We start from the raw sequence: 16,074 nt of genomic DNA, 5'->3' as shown, positions 1-16,074 counted from the left end.
ATAGCGCATGTTTTTGACCTGATTATGTACAAACAAAGAATTACCGGTTGTTTAGCAATTGTGATACTTATTGCAGTATTTACCCGCGCAAGCGCGCAGCGGGAGTTTGGCGGTATGTATACCAAAGAGCGCATTGCAAACCTGCGTAATAATTGCGATAAATACGTTTGGGGTAAAAAGCTTCAAACCAAGGCTATAGCAAATGCAAAACATTGGATAACAATTAGCGATGAACAGTTGTGGGGTATGGTGCCAGGCCAGGCTTTACCCCGGTGTATTGATGTTACGCTGGATAGGCGTAAAGGTAAAACAAAGGCGATTGGATGCCTGGTTTGTGGTAAAAAAATATTCAGTTTCGGTAACTATCCCTACGAGCCTGATATTTTGAATAAACCATGGAAGCTGACCTGCCCATCATGCCATAATGTTTTCCCTACAAACGATTTTGGAAAGTATTACCAAAGCGGTATAGATGAGACCGGGGTCTTTAATCCGGCTAAGGCCGATAGGAAATTATTGTACAACACCGCCCATCCCGACCCTAAAGATCCGCTGCATATGTTTGGCGTAGATGACGGCTATGGTTATATAGATAAAGATGACCAGCCACATAGGTTTATTGGCTATTTCACTTATAAGTATTGGGATTATCTGCTTAATGGAATAGCATTACTTGCTGATGCCTATTTATATACAGGTGATAAAATTTATGCACATAAGGCGGCCATTCTCCTTGATCGCATAGCCGACGTTTATCCGGATATGGAATGGAAACCTTATGCAGATGCAGGCTGGTACAATTCAGACGGCGGGTCTAACCTGGGTAAAATAGGCGGATCAATATCAGAGACTGGTTTAGCACAGTCAATGGCAACTTCGTACGATAAGATCTTAAGTGGTACTGAAAATGACCAACAGCTTTACCAGTTTTTGCTTCAGCAATCAAAAAAGTATAAACTAAAATCGGAAAAAGGTACCCGCAAGCTGTTGGTGGATAATATTGATGAAGGGATATTGCGTACCGCATTCCAGGCTGTACTTTCTAAAAAAATACGTGGCAACCAGGGGATGCACCAATTAACAGTTGCTACCTGTGCCATAGCGCTAAATACCGCTCCTGAAACTACAGAATGGCTGGATTGGTTATTTTCCTCTACTGGCGGAAATATACCCTGGTTAATGGTAAATACCATGGACCATGATGGCAGCACAGATGAAGGTGCTCCAAACTATACATTTTTATGGGGAAAAATGATTGCCCGGTTAGCCGACGAACTGAAACATTACCCCGCATACACACACCACGATATTTTCAAGGAGTTCCCCCATATTACCCCTGCCTTTTTACTACCGTACCGTTTGGCTATACATGGTAAAGCTATTCCCAATTCGGGCGATTCAGGCGCTACAGGCTTAGTTAGCAGTTCAGGTGTCGATCCGCAGTTTATGGCTCAGGGCTATCGGTACACTCGCGATCCTGAAATTGCCGTAGCCGCTTATAAAAGCAATGGGAATTCGGCTGAAGTGTTAGGACGGGATATCTATGCTGCCGATCCGGATGCGTTAAGCCGTGAGATAAAACAAGTTGCCGAGAATACAAAAGTTGTTCCCCAAAATGGTTACCTGGTAAGTGGTTTTGGATTAGCGGTATTAGGTGCGGATAACAAGTCCTCTATATCACTGGCCCTCAACTATGGGCGCACTATTAAGCACGCGCATCCCGATATGCTAAATTTTGATATTTGGGGCTTTAATAATTGGCTTGCGCCAGATCAGGGTTATCCTGAATTTGCCACCAACTGGCCCAGTAACCAGGAATGGACAGGCTCCACACTTTCGCATAATACAGTATTGGTAAACAAAACACCTCAAAAGGAAATATGGAGTGGGAAAATCAATTTTTTTAAGCAATTAAATGGATTTGCAGCAGTAGAGATAGACGGTAAAAAAGCATATCCCGGCCTTAAAACCTACACCCGTACCATGTGTCTTATTAGTTCCGATAGTAACGCGTATGCCGTAGATATTGTTAGGGTAGCGGGCGGTGATGATCATGTTTATGGCTTTCATGGGCCACCGGGATTGGTAAACAGTGAGGGTTTAAACTTGCAATTGCAAACTACAGGTACTTATGCCGGAGTAAATATTGAAAAGGGCGCCAAAGCAGCAGAGGGAAATTTCCCTATAGGCTATTCATATCTGTACAATGTAAGGGCAGATAAAAATCCGCCTGCACAATTTATGTTAGACTGGAAGGCTGCAGCAGGTTACAGGAATGTTTCGGATAAAGATGATATACATTTAAGATATTACGCTTTAAATCAATCTGCAGATGTGGCCCTGGCCGATGGCGATCCACCGCAAAATAAACCGGGCAACCCGCGTAAACTGGATTATGTATTGATCCACAACCAGGGTAATAACCTTAACAGCACATTTGTTTCAGTAATTGAGCCTTATAAAACCCGGCCTTTTATAAAGTCGGTAAAAAGGCTGGATGATGGTAAAAGCACTTATGTTTATCTTAAAGTAGAGCTAATGAATGGTAATACCGATTTAGTGCTATATAATTCACTTACTGATAAGACTATAAAATTAGCTAACGGCCCTTCTATGAATGGTATGGTGGGGTATGTACGCGAAAATGACGGCAAAGCGCTTGCGGGAGCTTTGATAAACGGTACATCATTAGCCTATAATAATTTTACGCTCCATTCAACTGGTCCCTTAACAGGTAAAGTAGTAACCATGAATAAACAACTATCGGGTGGCGGATGGATAGTGGTTGACACGAAACTCCCGACAGATGGTAGTTTGAACGGACAGCCCATTATGGTTGCTGCAAACAGCGAACGCGATGCCTGTTATACAATAACAAGTGTAGAGAAATATAATAATGGTTCAAAAATATTTTGCGGGCCTATTTCATTTGTGCGCGGCTCTGGGGAATCTCCAAAACAATATTTATACGATTTTGATGAAGGCGCCCCGTTTCAAATCCCATCACATGCCATATGGGATAGTAACATAACAAAAGAATAAGCTCAATATCTTAAAACACAACTGAGAATTTACATCATATCAAACAGCTACAATACTAACACTCTCTAAACGATCATAAAATGAAAAATAGAATTACTTCAACACGACGCACATTTTTGAAACAAAGTTCCATTGCTGGCATAGGCACTGTATTAGCATTAAATGCAGCCCCATCTGTTTTCGCCATAGGTTCAAAATCAGCCTCGACGCCTGCATTGCTGGGTGGCCAGGCCGCCTGGGATACCTCAAGGTGGATAAAATGGCCAATATGGATACCAGAAACAGACGAAAAGCGTGTGCTTGAAGTATTAAGGAGCGGTGTATGGTCGCGGGCCTCTGTAGTAGCCGAATTTGAGAAGGCCTGGGCACAAGCATTAGGCGCTAAACGCAGTCTTGTAGTTTCCAATGGTACTAATGCTTTAATTGTCGCGCTCGATCAATTAAACATACGCGGGGGCGATGAGGTACTTGTGCCACCATATACATTTGTTGCCACAGTACAAGCTATTTTAGCCAACGGTGCTATGCCGGTGTTTGTTGATGTTGATCCGCAAACTTTCCAGATCGATCCAAATAAGATCGAAGCAAAAATTACCCCGCGCACCAAAGCGATATTGCCTGTACATATATTAGGCTTGCCTGCGGACATGGATCATATTATGGCGATTGCGAAGAAACACAACTTGCTTGTTGTTGAGGATGCCTGTCAGGCGCCGTTAGCCGAGATAAATCATAAAAAGGTAGGGACAATTGGCGATGCCGGATGCTTCAGCTTCCAGAACTCAAAAAATATTCCAATAGGCGAGGGTGGAGCTATTGTAAGTAGTGATGATGCGTTTTTAGACAGGTGTTTCTCCTATCAGAACCTGGGTTTGCCATATGGCAGTTTTGTTGGAAAGCCAAATACCGGAAGCCTGATGCAGGGTACCAAAGTAAGGCTGACAGAATACCAGGCTGCAATTGGGCTGGCCCAACTAGCCCGCTTGCAGGCGCAAACAGTTACGCGTAATGAAAATGCAGCTTATCTAAGTGCAAAAATTGCCAAAGTGCCGGGTATATTGCCTTATAAACTTTATGACAATGTAACGCAGGCTGCTTTTCACCTTTTTCCGTTCCGCTATAAATCCGAAGAGTTTAAGGGGTTATCACGCGCTGGGTTCCTGGAATCACTAAGGGCCGAGGGTGTCCCATGTTCAAGCGGATACACTACATTGAACGATCAGCCATTTATTAAAGAAACTTTCGAATCTAAAAACTATAAAAAAATATATCCTAAGGAAATGCTGAATTACAAAGATTATATGGATAGGAACCAGTGCCCCCAGAATAATCAGTTATGTAATGAAGCGGTATGGTTTACACAGAACCTGCTTTTAGGAAGCAAAGCAGATATGGACGCCATAGCGTCTGCTATCGAAAAGACACACGCTAATGCCGAGCGTTTGAAGAAAGTAGTTAAAGGATAATAAACGCATAAGAGCGACCGGCAATAAAGTAATGTAATAAGCCCTTTAGTTAGGATACATTTATTAACGTCATGTATAGAAAGCATACAATGTAGACATAAACTTTACCCATATTACGGGTACGTACACAGTATTAACCTCCTAATCAATTTCATTATGCGAAAAATTTATACGCCAATGCGAAGACCCAGATCAAACAGTCCTTTAAGTATAGGGATGATGATAATGATCCTTTTCGCGCTTTTTGTTTTCCCACAACAAATCTTCTCACAAAACATAAAATCAATCACAGGATCAGTAATAGAATCCGGACAGCCGCTTCCAGGTGTGAGTGTGAAAATTAAAGGTGTAACGACAGGAGTTGCAACCGGAAATGACGGAAAATATAGTATCAAGGCCAAAAGTACCGATGTGCTGGTATTTTCTTTTGTAGGCATGGAAACCCAGGAAATAGCTGTGGGTGAACAAACGACCATTAATGTCACAATGAAGGAGCAGCCTGCTGCCATAAACGAAGTACTGGTAATAGGGTACCAAACCGTAAGAAAAGCTGATTTGACCGGCGCTGTAGGATCTGTAAAGATAGCCGATATTAATAAAGCCCCTGTTTCAAACTTTGCTGAAGCATTGGCTGGCCGCGTGGCCGGTGTGCAGGTATCATCAAATGACGGACAGCCCGGTAATACGATGAACATCCAAATCCGAGGTGCTTCATCTCTTAACAATAGCGTGCAGCCATTATATATTATTGATGGTTTTGCTACAGAAAACTATGAAAGCGCTAACCTTAACCCGGATGATATTGAATCGATAAATATATTAAAAGACGCGGCATCAACTGCGGTATATGGCTCGCGCGGTACTAACGGTGTGGTTGTAATAACAACAAAACGAGGTAAAATTGGGCGCCCGGTAGTATCCTTTACAAGCTCGTATGGCAAACAATCTATTCGCCGGCAAATTCCATTGATGGATCCTTACGAATTTGTAAAATATCAATTCGAGCGTAATGCAGCTGATGCGACCAGCAATTATCTTGCTAATGGTAAAACACTGGAATCATACCGTAATATGCAAGGCATCAACTGGCCTGGTGAAATATCACGGACAGGGTCGATACTTAAAAATAATGTTGCTTTAAGAGGAGGTAATGCACAAACCAAATACTCGGTGTCGGTGGCAAGTTTCGATCAAAAAGGTGTGCTGATCAATACTGGCTACACAAAATATCAGGGCCGTGCCACCATTGATCAAACCATTAGCAAGAAATTCAGAACAGGCTTCACCGCGGATTATATGGAAGTTAAGGCTTATGGCGTACAAGCTTCAAGTACACCAGTCGCCTCGCTTTCCAGCGCGCAGTGGTTTAGGGCATGGGCCTATCGCCCGATACAAGGTTCCAATACTGATTATAACCTGCTGGAATCTGATGGCGACCCGGAAAGTATCAATACTTCAGATATTCGCCTTAACCCCAAAATTTCTGCAGAAAATGAATATAATTATAGTTCGTACGCAAACCTGACGGTTAACGGATACCTTACCTGGGATATTGTAAAACATCTGCAATTAAAAGTTACGGGTATTAAAAATGTGCTGCGCCCCGAACAGGACCGTTTTTATAACTCAAAAACACCGCAAGGCAGCCCGTTGAACCCGTTAAGGCTTAACGGCATTTACGGGTCGATCCTGCAAACAACCATGGATATTTGGTCGAATGAAAATACATTAACCTATATAAATACTTTTAATAACGTTCATCACCTTACCGTAGTTGCAGGCAACAGTCAGCAATCATCTCACAGTCGTGCTTATGGCTATACCGGCACCAACCTGCCGAACGAAAGCGAAGGTATGGCGGGCCTTGATGAGGGCATCGCAAGTGCACCGGTAGCCACTGCAACCGGCAGCAGGCTTTCTTCATTCTTTGGCATTGCCGATTATAATTATCAATCCAAATATTATCTCAAAGTAGCATTAAGGGCCGATGGTTCTTCAAAATTCCCTAAACAGTGGGGCTATTTCCCAACAGCCGGTGTTGGGTGGAACATGCATAACGAAGAGTTTATTAAGAAGATCCCTTTCATCAGCTATTCAAAACTGAGGGCCAGTTATGGTGTAACCGGTAACAACCGTATTGGCGATTACGACTGGTATTCAACTATTGCGGTTAATGCTACTGCAAACGGCGCCTATACCTTTAATAATGCGCCAACATTAGGCGCTTATACTACTGGTATTGAAAACCTCGGCCTTACCTGGGAAAAGACCACCACTAAAGATATTGGTTATGAGTTAGGTTTATTCAAAGACCGTATCCAACTGGAAGTAGACGTTTACGATAAATCGACTACAGACCTGCTAATATCCGGCGCACCGCTGGCGGCATGGACAGGCTTTGCCACAGCTACACAAAATATCGGTTCGATGAGAAACCGTGGTTTGGAAATCAGTGTTACTACCACGCCTATTAAAACACGCAAATTTACATGGGAAAGTAATTTCAACATCAGCTTCAACAAAAACAAGATAGTTGCTTTAGCTCGCGGTCAGTTACAAACTATAAACTCACCATCGTTTGATGTTTCGTTCGGCGATATGTACCTGGCCGAACTAGGCGGGCCAGTTGGCCAGATGTACGGTTACGTATGGGATGGCAACTATCAATATGCTGATTTTAACAATCCCGCGCCTGGCGTATATGTACTGAAACCGGGTGTGCCTACAAATGGCGCCGCTACACAACAACCCGGTGATATTAAATACAAAGATCTGAACGGGGACGGAACGGTGAACTCGCTTGACAGGACGGTTATCGGCCGTGGCCAACCCATCCATTATGGAGGTTTTTCAAACAACTTCACTTATAAAAATTTCACCATGAACCTGTTCTTCCAATGGTCGTATGGAAACAATGTTTATAATGCCAACCGTATTATTCTTGAGGGTAATGCCAACGGCCGTACCGATTTGAACCAATTTGCCAGCTATGAGAACCGGTGGTCGCCAACCAATCAGGATGCGCCAAACTATCGTGCGGGTGGCCAGGGGCAGGTAGGCTATTTCTCATCACGCACAGTTGAAGACGGCTCATACCTGCGCCTGAAAACTGCGTCACTTGCGTATAGTGTTCCCGCTAAATATCTGAAAAGATTTTCGCTAAGTGCTTTAAGCATTAATGTTTCAGCACAGAACCTTATTACCTGGACCAAGTATACTGGTATGGACCCCGAAGTTTCAACCAGGGGCGGCTTAGGCGTATTAATGCCCGGATTCGATTTTTCACCTTATCCGCAATCCCGCACAATTGTGCTGGGCGTAAACGCATCTTTTTAACAGTGTTAATTTAAAACATATTGATATGAAAAAATTAAAATGCTTACTTATTCTTATCGCCCTGATAAGCGTAAGTTCATGTAAAAAGTTTCTGAGCAAGCCCAAGCCGGAAGATAGCCTTGCGCCTTCCACCTACTTCCAAACTGCCGATCAGTTAAATTATGCCCTGGCTGCCGTGTATAATATTTTACAAAGTGGCGAACTTTATAAAACCAAGTTCCATTACCTTAAAGGGTGGGAAGCTGACGAGGGCTTTGCAAGGGCAAGTAACTTTACTACTTATTTAAACAGTAACCAGTTCACCTCATCTACGGCTGATGTTTTTGCCTATTGGCGCGATTTATATAAAGGTATTGCGCGTGCCAACGTATTAATCGCAAACGTAAACAGTAACCAAAGCATACCGCAGGCATTGCGCGATCAGGTGCGCGGCGAAGCCTTGTTTTTAAGGGGGTATTATTACTTTCTGTTGGTACAAAGCTACGGCGGTGTTCCATTAACTACAGAGCCTGTTACCGATATCAATAATCTGGACAAGCCGCGTTCAAGCATAGCTGAAGTATATACGCAGATATTGAAAGATATGACCGATGCGGAAGGCCTGGTATTGAAGATCACTCAGCTGGGCTACGGTGGCAGGGTAAGTAAATCTGCGGTGCGTGCCATACTGGCGCGCGTTTGCCTCAGTATGGCGGGTCAACCGCTGAATGATGTAGCTAAATATGCCGATGCACGCAAATGGGCCAAAATGGTGATGGATGATACCGAAGCAGGACATGCGCTGAACCCAAGTTATTCGGACGTATTTATTAAAGTAGCGCAGGATAAATATGACATTAAGGAAAGTATTTGGGAGGTTGAGTTCTCGGGCGATGGTACCGGTACGTTTTCCGCTGAAACCGGCCAGGTTGGTTTCAATTGCGGCGCTGTACAAACAGCAGCTGTGGCGCCCGCGGTTACTACGGTAGGTAATGCCTCGGGCTATATGTGGGTAACTTCCGGCTTATATAACTCATACGCCCCTGGCGATGTGCGCAAAGGCTGGAACGTGCAGAATTACAACCTTGCTGCCGACGGCACCAGGACATACAAAGCATTCCCTGCTAACCAGGCATCTATCTATACCTTCCCAAATGCCAAATGGAGGAGGGAATATGAGTTAGTGCGTCCTTATCACCCTAACCAAACGCCTGAGAATTTTACAATCATACGGTATTCAGATGTACTGCTAATGTTTGCCGAAGCCGAGAATGCGGTAAACGGCCCCACAGCCGATGCCTACAATGCCCTTAACCAGGTAAGGCGAAGGGCTTATGCTATAGGCGGTATTAAAACCATTACTGTTACCAACGGAGGCTCAGGATATACAACTGCGCCCACTGTAAGCTTTACCGGCGGCGGTGCTGGCGGCGGTGCCGCTACCGCAGTTGTATCGGGCGGTAAAGTAACTGCTATTAATCTTTCACCCAATCACGTTACCTGGTTAAGCTACGGGCAGTATACTTCTGCCCCTGCCGTTACTATAACCGGTGGCAATGGCACGGGGGCTACGGCTACCGTAACCTTATTTAATACAGATGATGCCGATGCCCCTGTTGGGATGTCGAAACCGGATTTTTTGAAATTTATACAGGATGAAAGAAAACGCGAATTGTGCTTTGAATCGCTGCGCAAGTTCGACCTGATACGCTGGGGTATATATGTAAATACTATGCAAGCTGCATCGGCACAAGCCGCTGCTGATGGTGTAGGGGCTACCAGTGTTGCACACATGATTACCTGGTATGGCCTGGTGACTGACAAATTCGTGTTACTCCCAATCCCTGCCCAGGAATTGCTGAACGACAAAGCACTTACACAAAACCCCGGCTGGAATTAACCTTAAAACAACAGAAAATGAAATTCAGATATCACTATATATTAGCAGCTGCCCTCATTATCCTGACGGCATCGTGCAACAAAGACCATCTGCAAAAGCCTGGCGAACCATCATTTGATGTGACAACTGATGCTACAACCTACAAGGCAGGGCAAACCATCACTTTCAATATCAACTGTGATGCCGATATAGTTGCCTTTTATTCAGGCGAACCGCAAAAGGAATTTGACTACCGAAACGGCAGAATAATAGACAATAGTGACGGCGGTGCAAAGCTATCATTCAATAGCGGCGTATCAGGCGGTACCCAGGGTACTTTAAGTGCGACTGCACCACCACAGTTAGCGGTATTGGCTTCAACCGATTTTAACGGTCAATATGATTATGCAAACGTTACCAAAGCTACTTGGACGGATATAACCGCACGTTTTAAATATGCTACAACCGCCACATTGATCACCTCAACTTCAGTTGACGTATCAGACCTGTTAGTAGCAGGCAAGCCTATTTATTTTGCTTACAAGTATATTACCAAACCCCAGGCTATCAATGGAACAGCAAGGAGCTGGTTTCTTGAAGCATTTACACTGGTGAGCAAAAAAAATATAGGCACTACCAACATACCTGTCAATCCAACCATTGTAAACCAGATACTGGCAGGTTTCCGCATTGTTGACCAAAACCCAACAACTGCCCCTGCCCGATCAAGCGTAAGCAGTTCCAGGGTTACTTTGTTAGGAAACCTTTACGACCCGGTGAACGATCCCGGCAACGACCCGCAAAGCGAAAACTGGGCGGTAAGTACGGCTATCAATACAGCTTCCATTAACCTGGGAAATGACAAAAGCGTAGCAATTAAAGACCAGGAAAAAAGCACCCCACTTACTAACTACACGTTCAGTTATGCTCAGCCAGGTACTTATAAAGCAACGTTTGTCGCATCAAACAATACTGTAAATAGCACTAAAGAAGTGGTTAAACAAATAGTACTCACTATTACACCGTAAATGTTCATTGCCCGGAGGGTTTTCTTCCGGTCTTATTAATAATTTTATGAAAAAGATATTACCAATAAATACGGCCGGCAAATACATTTTTATGCTGATGTCGATGATTATCGTGTTGGCCCCTGCTTGTAAAAAAGACAAAACAACAAACCAGGGTAATGTAACGGCAGCAACAAGTTTACGCCTGGTACATAGCTCGTATAACAACAATGCTACCCCTGCCGATTTGTATGTTGATGATGTGAAACTTACTACAGGCGGCGCTGTGGCCTTTTCAAATGCTTCTTCATATTATCCGTTAACAAACGGCTCAAGAAAAATTTCGGCCAAAACAAACACTGGTGCGGTACTTGCCGATACCACGCTTAATATTGCCGATGGTATCCAGTATTCTTTTTTTATAAAGGATAGGTTATGGACAAATGCTACTAATATTACCACCACCTTAAAAACCGGTTTAATCGCCGTTGCCGATAACAATACAACCGCGCCCGATGCAGGGACTGCGAAAGTGCGTTTTGTGAATATGAGTTCGCAGCCGCTAAACGCACCATTAGGGTTGCTTACATTTTTACAGGTAAATACTGTTGGCAGCACAGCGGCAACCACCACATTAACACAAGCACTTGGTTTAAAATTGTTTAGTTCAGACTATGCTAGTTTGCCCGCAAGCTCGGTAACATTTAGAGTATATGGTGCTACATCCGCAGCTGCGCTTTTAGACCCGGTAAATACCGTAGACCTTACTGCGTCCCTGGAAGCAGGTAAGCTATATACGCTGTATGCGGTATCAACTCAGTACACGGTTAAAACAGCTACCAAATCGCCGCTGGCGTTAAAATTGGTGGCAAATAACTAAATTAGTTGTCGGCAGCTAATGATGACTTACTAATAACGGCTATGATAAACAGGAGGAAATTTGTTACGGGGGCGGCTTTATCGGCTGCGGGTATGGTAATGCCGGCGGGCTTGCTGAAGGTATCATCCAAAGATAAACATGACGAACCTTTAACAAGCGATGCGGTAGCTTCTTACGATGTTATGAAAGAAGTGATGAAATACCGGAAAATAGATGCCCACATCCACGTCAATTTGTTTGATGGCCCGCCTGAAGGAAATATTGCATTTGCCGATAGATTGGGTATCAATAAAATGATTATTTCGAGGCCAATAACCAGCGGTGAAGGTACACCTGTCAACTTTAGATCGTATAACGACCTGGTAATGCAGGCCATGAAAAAATACCCCGACCGTTTTGTAGGTCAGCTTACTTTAAACGTACTTTATCAAAAAGAATCGCTTGAAGAAATAAAACGTTGTGTTGACAACGGGATGGTTGGTTTAAAAGTTTATACTCAGGTAAAAATTAGTGATCCGCTGTTTTATCCTATCATCGAAAAAATGATCGATCTGAAAATGATCGTACACTGCCATTCCAATTGCCAGTTAGGCGTTGCCGGTTATCGCATGAAATATGATACCAAAATAAAACCCAATACTTCCATACCCGAAGATTTTGTAGCTATAGCAACAAGATATCCCGAGGGTATGTTCCAGTACGCGCATATAGGTGGCGGCGGCGATTGGGAGTATGCCTGCAAATCGTTCAAAGGCCATCCAAATATTTATGTAGATACATCGGGAAGTAATAACCCCGAGAACATGATCGATTTTGCCTTAAAGGAATTAGGAGAAGACAGGCTATTCTTCGGTTCGGATAACTGTTATTATCAAAGTGTTGGAAAAATACTGGCCTCGAACGTTACTGAAGCGCAAAAAAAGAAGATATTTTATGGTAACTATAATAATGTATTAAGAAAGTCAGGAAGGAATTTCGATTGACGGTGATACCTTACCTTAATTAAGCCACCTTGCAGTTCTGCAAGATGGCTTCTAAACACATGTGACTTTGATGAAACAATACCTCAGTAATAATTACTAAGGAATATTGGAATAATCTACACACTGAAACTGGAAGTCGGCATAGCCAGATTTATTCTGTGCCTCAATACCAACATAAGCTTGCAACGCGCCGCTATCGTCAATAATTTGCATTAATGCAAAAGGGTGTCTGTTCCCGCTGTAGCATGGCCATTCAGCATTAGAAGGTAAGCATGCGCAAAACACCGAATAACCAACCTGGCGGTTAGTACCGCTAACTGTAAAATGGGTTACATTACCTGTACGCGAGGTTTGGCAACTGGCTGTACATCCCCCTGCCGCTGAATTATAATGATGTAAGGTGACTGCAGGTGTAGGGTTAGAAGGGGTAGTACTACCTGTAATATTAAAGGCTGCGGGTTCCCATGCGCCGCCACCAACAGGCTGTGTTGGTAAGATTGTTAAAGTACCAGCGGCGTCCTGATGCGCATAAACATGTTTAGGGTTTGAGCCTGTAAAGTTTGGCATACCTGCGGCCACAATTTGCGAAATGTTTTTGTAAACAGTCCATGCCGCATTGCTACCATAGCCGCGGCCATGGGTTAAACTATAATTTGAGCTGGTTAAATTCACGCGGGCCAGTCCAGTTTGTGGCAAAGTAACATCCCATGCATCGGTAGCTGTAGTAGCAACCCCATCAATTGTTGCCCAGGCAATATTAAGGGCATGGGTTGATGTATTATAAGTATAACTGCCCGACCAACTTTGATGAATGGAGGCGCCTGTAGTATTCCACCCGGCAGGGACGTAGTTGTCACAAACAGAAGTAACCCCGTCCATAGTACAAGTATGGCTACCGCCTGCAAATGCACCGGTACCCGTTTTTACATCGCTAAACCAAGTCCATGATGTGGCAGCAACTGTGCCATTTGAAGCGTTGAATGTCCAGTTAATAATGCGTACCCAGGTACGGCCAACATTATCAAAATTACCCATAGTTACAGAAAAATTGGTTTTACCTTGTGGCAAAGGCTGGGCTGAGTTAACTATCAGCTTACTGTTACCGGGTGTCGGCTGGTCGGTATTTACCTGTTGTTTTTTTGCGCAGCCAATGGCCAGGGCGGTACCGACGATGGATAGAACAATAATTTTTTTCATGTTATTTGCTAAATAGCTGGCAACATGTTTTTTCAACGGCAACTTCTCAGTGCCGCTACAAGGACGATTTGTTTTCATAATGTATGTGATTAATAAAAATTTTAAATAAATAGTGTACGTACCCGTAAATAATGCAGATTAATGCATTGCTGCATTATTTATAGGACTACTAACGTTTTAAGCAGATTGATTTAGCGATAACTAATCGCCTTTATAATTTATTTAGACCGGGCGGTATAAAGTATATTATAATAAAAATAACCTATTCATTACACAAAAGCAAATTTTTGATTCCCCGCTATTTATTTTTGCTACTTTTATTAACCCAATTTTAGTTATGCTTAAAGAAGAGCGGCAGAAAATGATCATTAAGGAGATCAATCTCCACAATAAAGTATTATCTACAGATTTAAGTTTGTTGCTTAAAGTTTCTGATGATACCATCAGGCGCGATTTAAAAGAACTTGTTGATTCGGGTAAAATTTTAAAGGTGCACGGCGGAGCGGTAAGCCCATCATTTGTTTCAACCTTTACCACGCAAACAGATGTTTATGCAGCCGAGGAAAAGAAAAGAATTGTACAAAAAGCCCTAAAATTAATTAAAAACAACAGTGTTATTGTCACCGAAGGAGGTACGACTATGCTGGAGCTTGCCCGGATGATCCCCGATCACATTAAGGCTACCTTTTTTACCATAAGCCCTCAGGTTGCTATCACACTTTCTGAGCACAGTAACCTGGATGTTGTCACTATTGGCGGAAAACTGGTTAAAAATGCAAATTTACATATAGGTTCGGCTGTAATTAACCGCCTGGCCGAATTGCGGGCAGATATTTGCTTTTTAGGCGCTAATGCTTTTTCGGTGAAGGATGGATTAACCGATGTAGACTGGGAAGTAGTGCAGGTAAAAAAAGCACTTATCCGTTGTGCTAAAAAAGTGGTTGTAATGACTATCTCAGAAAAATTGGACACCGTACAACGGCTAAATATTTGTGGTATCGACAAAGTGGACTATCTTATTACCGAATTGCCTGTAAACAGCGATATATTAAAGCCATACCAAAATACTAATCTTGTCCTGCTTTAGAAAACAAGCCTGATTTTAATCAATTGATATGTTATACTGATTTTATTAGTTTACGGCAGTAATGGATGCTCGGTTGGTGTGTGTTTAAGTACGCTGTCTATAAAATGATAAGCTTCCAATCTAACTGCTGGCGGAAAATCGTGTGTGGCTTCAGGATATCTTACCTGCAAATTAGCAGGTGCATTTAAAAAATTATAAACCTTCGATACGTTGCTAATACCTTTTTTTACTCCGGCCACATTAAAATTAGCATCGTTTAAAGGCGAGTTTGAAAAAAATGGGCGTGGGGCAAGTGTCGCAATAACCTGGTCAAAATCAAAGGGTATCCGGGCCGCATCAAGTTTGTATTTATCGCGCAACAGTGGCATGTAACGATCCTGCGCCCAGGGCCCAAGCTTACCGCCAAATTTTTTTGAACCTTCCTCGCCAATATCATAATTATCAAACAATGTCCAGCCGCAGCTTGCTACTATTACCTTTATACGTTTATCAAACGCACCCAAAAACATGGCGTTATGCCCACCCAACGAATGGCCGATAACACCTATACGATCAGGGTCTACATATGCCCTGCCCTGCAAAAGATCGACACAGCGCATATGATCAAAAATGGCTTTCATCGTTCCCGATTGGTAGCGGTCTTTTCCAAAGTCATAGTCAGCCATATCGCCAAAGCTTGGATAATCGGGCGCTATTACTACATAACCGCGCTGTGCCAGTTCCTTTGCATACGCACGGTTTGGTTTAGGGCTGATGCCGCTTAACACCCTTTTGCCCAAAGCATCGGTGCCGTGTAATACAACTAAGGCAGGCAGCTTTTTAAGTTTGCTTTTCTGATGCGGGACATATAAAAGCGCAGGGAGCGTTTCGTTAACTGCTACTGTAAATTTGATAGTATAGCAAGTGAAATTATCCTCCTTTACACTATCAATATATTTAATATTTAACGGCGGAAGACCTTTCATGGAAGGAAGCGGCCCCATAGCTTGTTGCATGCCTTCCAGAATTTGGGCCCGTTTCCGCTGCCATTCAGCCAATGTTTTAATAGGTGCATTTTTCCCGGCTTTATTTTTATAGGTGAGCAGGCTGTCTGTATAATTAACTTTCCTGGCCATACAGCTAAAAGACGTGACAAGTATCACCAGTGAAGTTACAGCGGAGAAGAAGAGTATTAAAGCATTCCTTTTCATATAGCTATGTATAAATATGTATTGTACA

Annotated in this window: 10 protein-coding genes; 8 read left to right on the top strand and 2 right to left on the bottom strand. The window is 43.2% G+C overall.

Annotated features, from left to right (window positions below; genetic code table 11):
• Window positions 1-24 precede the first annotated feature (24 nt).
• From IRJ18_RS14645 to IRJ18_RS14615, 7 genes are all read left to right on the top strand, one after another.
• Window positions 25-3,042, top strand: a complete 3,018-nt coding sequence (locus IRJ18_RS14645; protein ID WP_194107067.1) for a heparinase II/III domain-containing protein — start codon at window positions 25-27, stop codon at window positions 3,040-3,042.
• 80 nt (window positions 3,043-3,122) lie between these two features.
• Window positions 3,123-4,508 carry a DegT/DnrJ/EryC1/StrS family aminotransferase gene (locus IRJ18_RS14640; protein WP_194107066.1) on the top strand — a complete coding sequence of 462 codons (1,386 nt, stop codon included), beginning with the start codon at window positions 3,123-3,125 and terminating at the stop codon, window positions 4,506-4,508.
• Between the two features lie 156 nt (window positions 4,509-4,664).
• Window positions 4,665-7,844, top strand: coding sequence for a SusC/RagA family TonB-linked outer membrane protein (locus IRJ18_RS14635; protein ID WP_194107065.1), 3,180 nt, complete (start codon window positions 4,665-4,667; stop codon window positions 7,842-7,844).
• A gap of 25 nt (window positions 7,845-7,869) precedes the next feature.
• Window positions 7,870-9,723 (top strand): RagB/SusD family nutrient uptake outer membrane protein, encoded by a 1,854-nt coding sequence (locus tag IRJ18_RS14630; protein ID WP_194107064.1) that lies wholly within the window; start codon window positions 7,870-7,872, stop codon window positions 9,721-9,723.
• 17 nt (window positions 9,724-9,740) lie between these two features.
• Window positions 9,741-10,730 (top strand): DUF5017 domain-containing protein, encoded by a 990-nt coding sequence (locus tag IRJ18_RS14625; protein WP_194107063.1) that lies wholly within the window; start codon window positions 9,741-9,743, stop codon window positions 10,728-10,730.
• Window positions 10,731-10,776: 46 nt separating this feature from the next.
• Window positions 10,777-11,589, top strand: a complete 813-nt coding sequence (locus IRJ18_RS14620) for a DUF4397 domain-containing protein (protein ID WP_194107062.1) — start codon at window positions 10,777-10,779, stop codon at window positions 11,587-11,589.
• A 41-nt stretch (window positions 11,590-11,630) separates the two neighbouring features.
• Window positions 11,631-12,572, top strand: coding sequence for an amidohydrolase family protein (locus IRJ18_RS14615; protein WP_194107061.1), 942 nt, complete (start codon window positions 11,631-11,633; stop codon window positions 12,570-12,572).
• A 96-nt stretch (window positions 12,573-12,668) separates the two neighbouring features.
• Here IRJ18_RS14615 and IRJ18_RS14610 read toward each other — a convergent pair whose 3' ends face one another.
• The gene (locus IRJ18_RS14610; protein WP_194107060.1) at window positions 12,669-13,769 is read right to left on the bottom strand and encodes a hypothetical protein; all 1,101 of its coding nucleotides are present in this window, start codon (window positions 13,767-13,769) and stop codon (window positions 12,669-12,671) included.
• 337 nt (window positions 13,770-14,106) lie between these two features.
• Between IRJ18_RS14610 and IRJ18_RS14605 the strand changes: the two genes are divergently transcribed.
• On the top strand, window positions 14,107-14,856 hold the full coding sequence (locus IRJ18_RS14605; RefSeq protein ID WP_194107059.1) for a DeoR/GlpR family DNA-binding transcription regulator: 750 nt from the start codon (window positions 14,107-14,109) through the stop codon (window positions 14,854-14,856).
• Window positions 14,857-14,906: 50 nt separating this feature from the next.
• On the opposite strand, the gene IRJ18_RS14600 is transcribed toward IRJ18_RS14605, so the two are convergent.
• Window positions 14,907-16,046: an alpha/beta hydrolase gene (locus IRJ18_RS14600; protein WP_194107058.1), complete on the bottom strand. Its 1,140-nt coding sequence runs from the start codon at window positions 16,044-16,046 to the stop codon at window positions 14,907-14,909.
• Window positions 16,047-16,074 lie beyond the last annotated feature (28 nt).

This window comes from Mucilaginibacter boryungensis, from assembly GCF_015221995.1.
Taxonomy (GTDB): domain Bacteria; phylum Bacteroidota; class Bacteroidia; order Sphingobacteriales; family Sphingobacteriaceae; genus Mucilaginibacter; species Mucilaginibacter boryungensis.
This window is presented reverse-complemented; position numbering and strand designations above follow the sequence as displayed.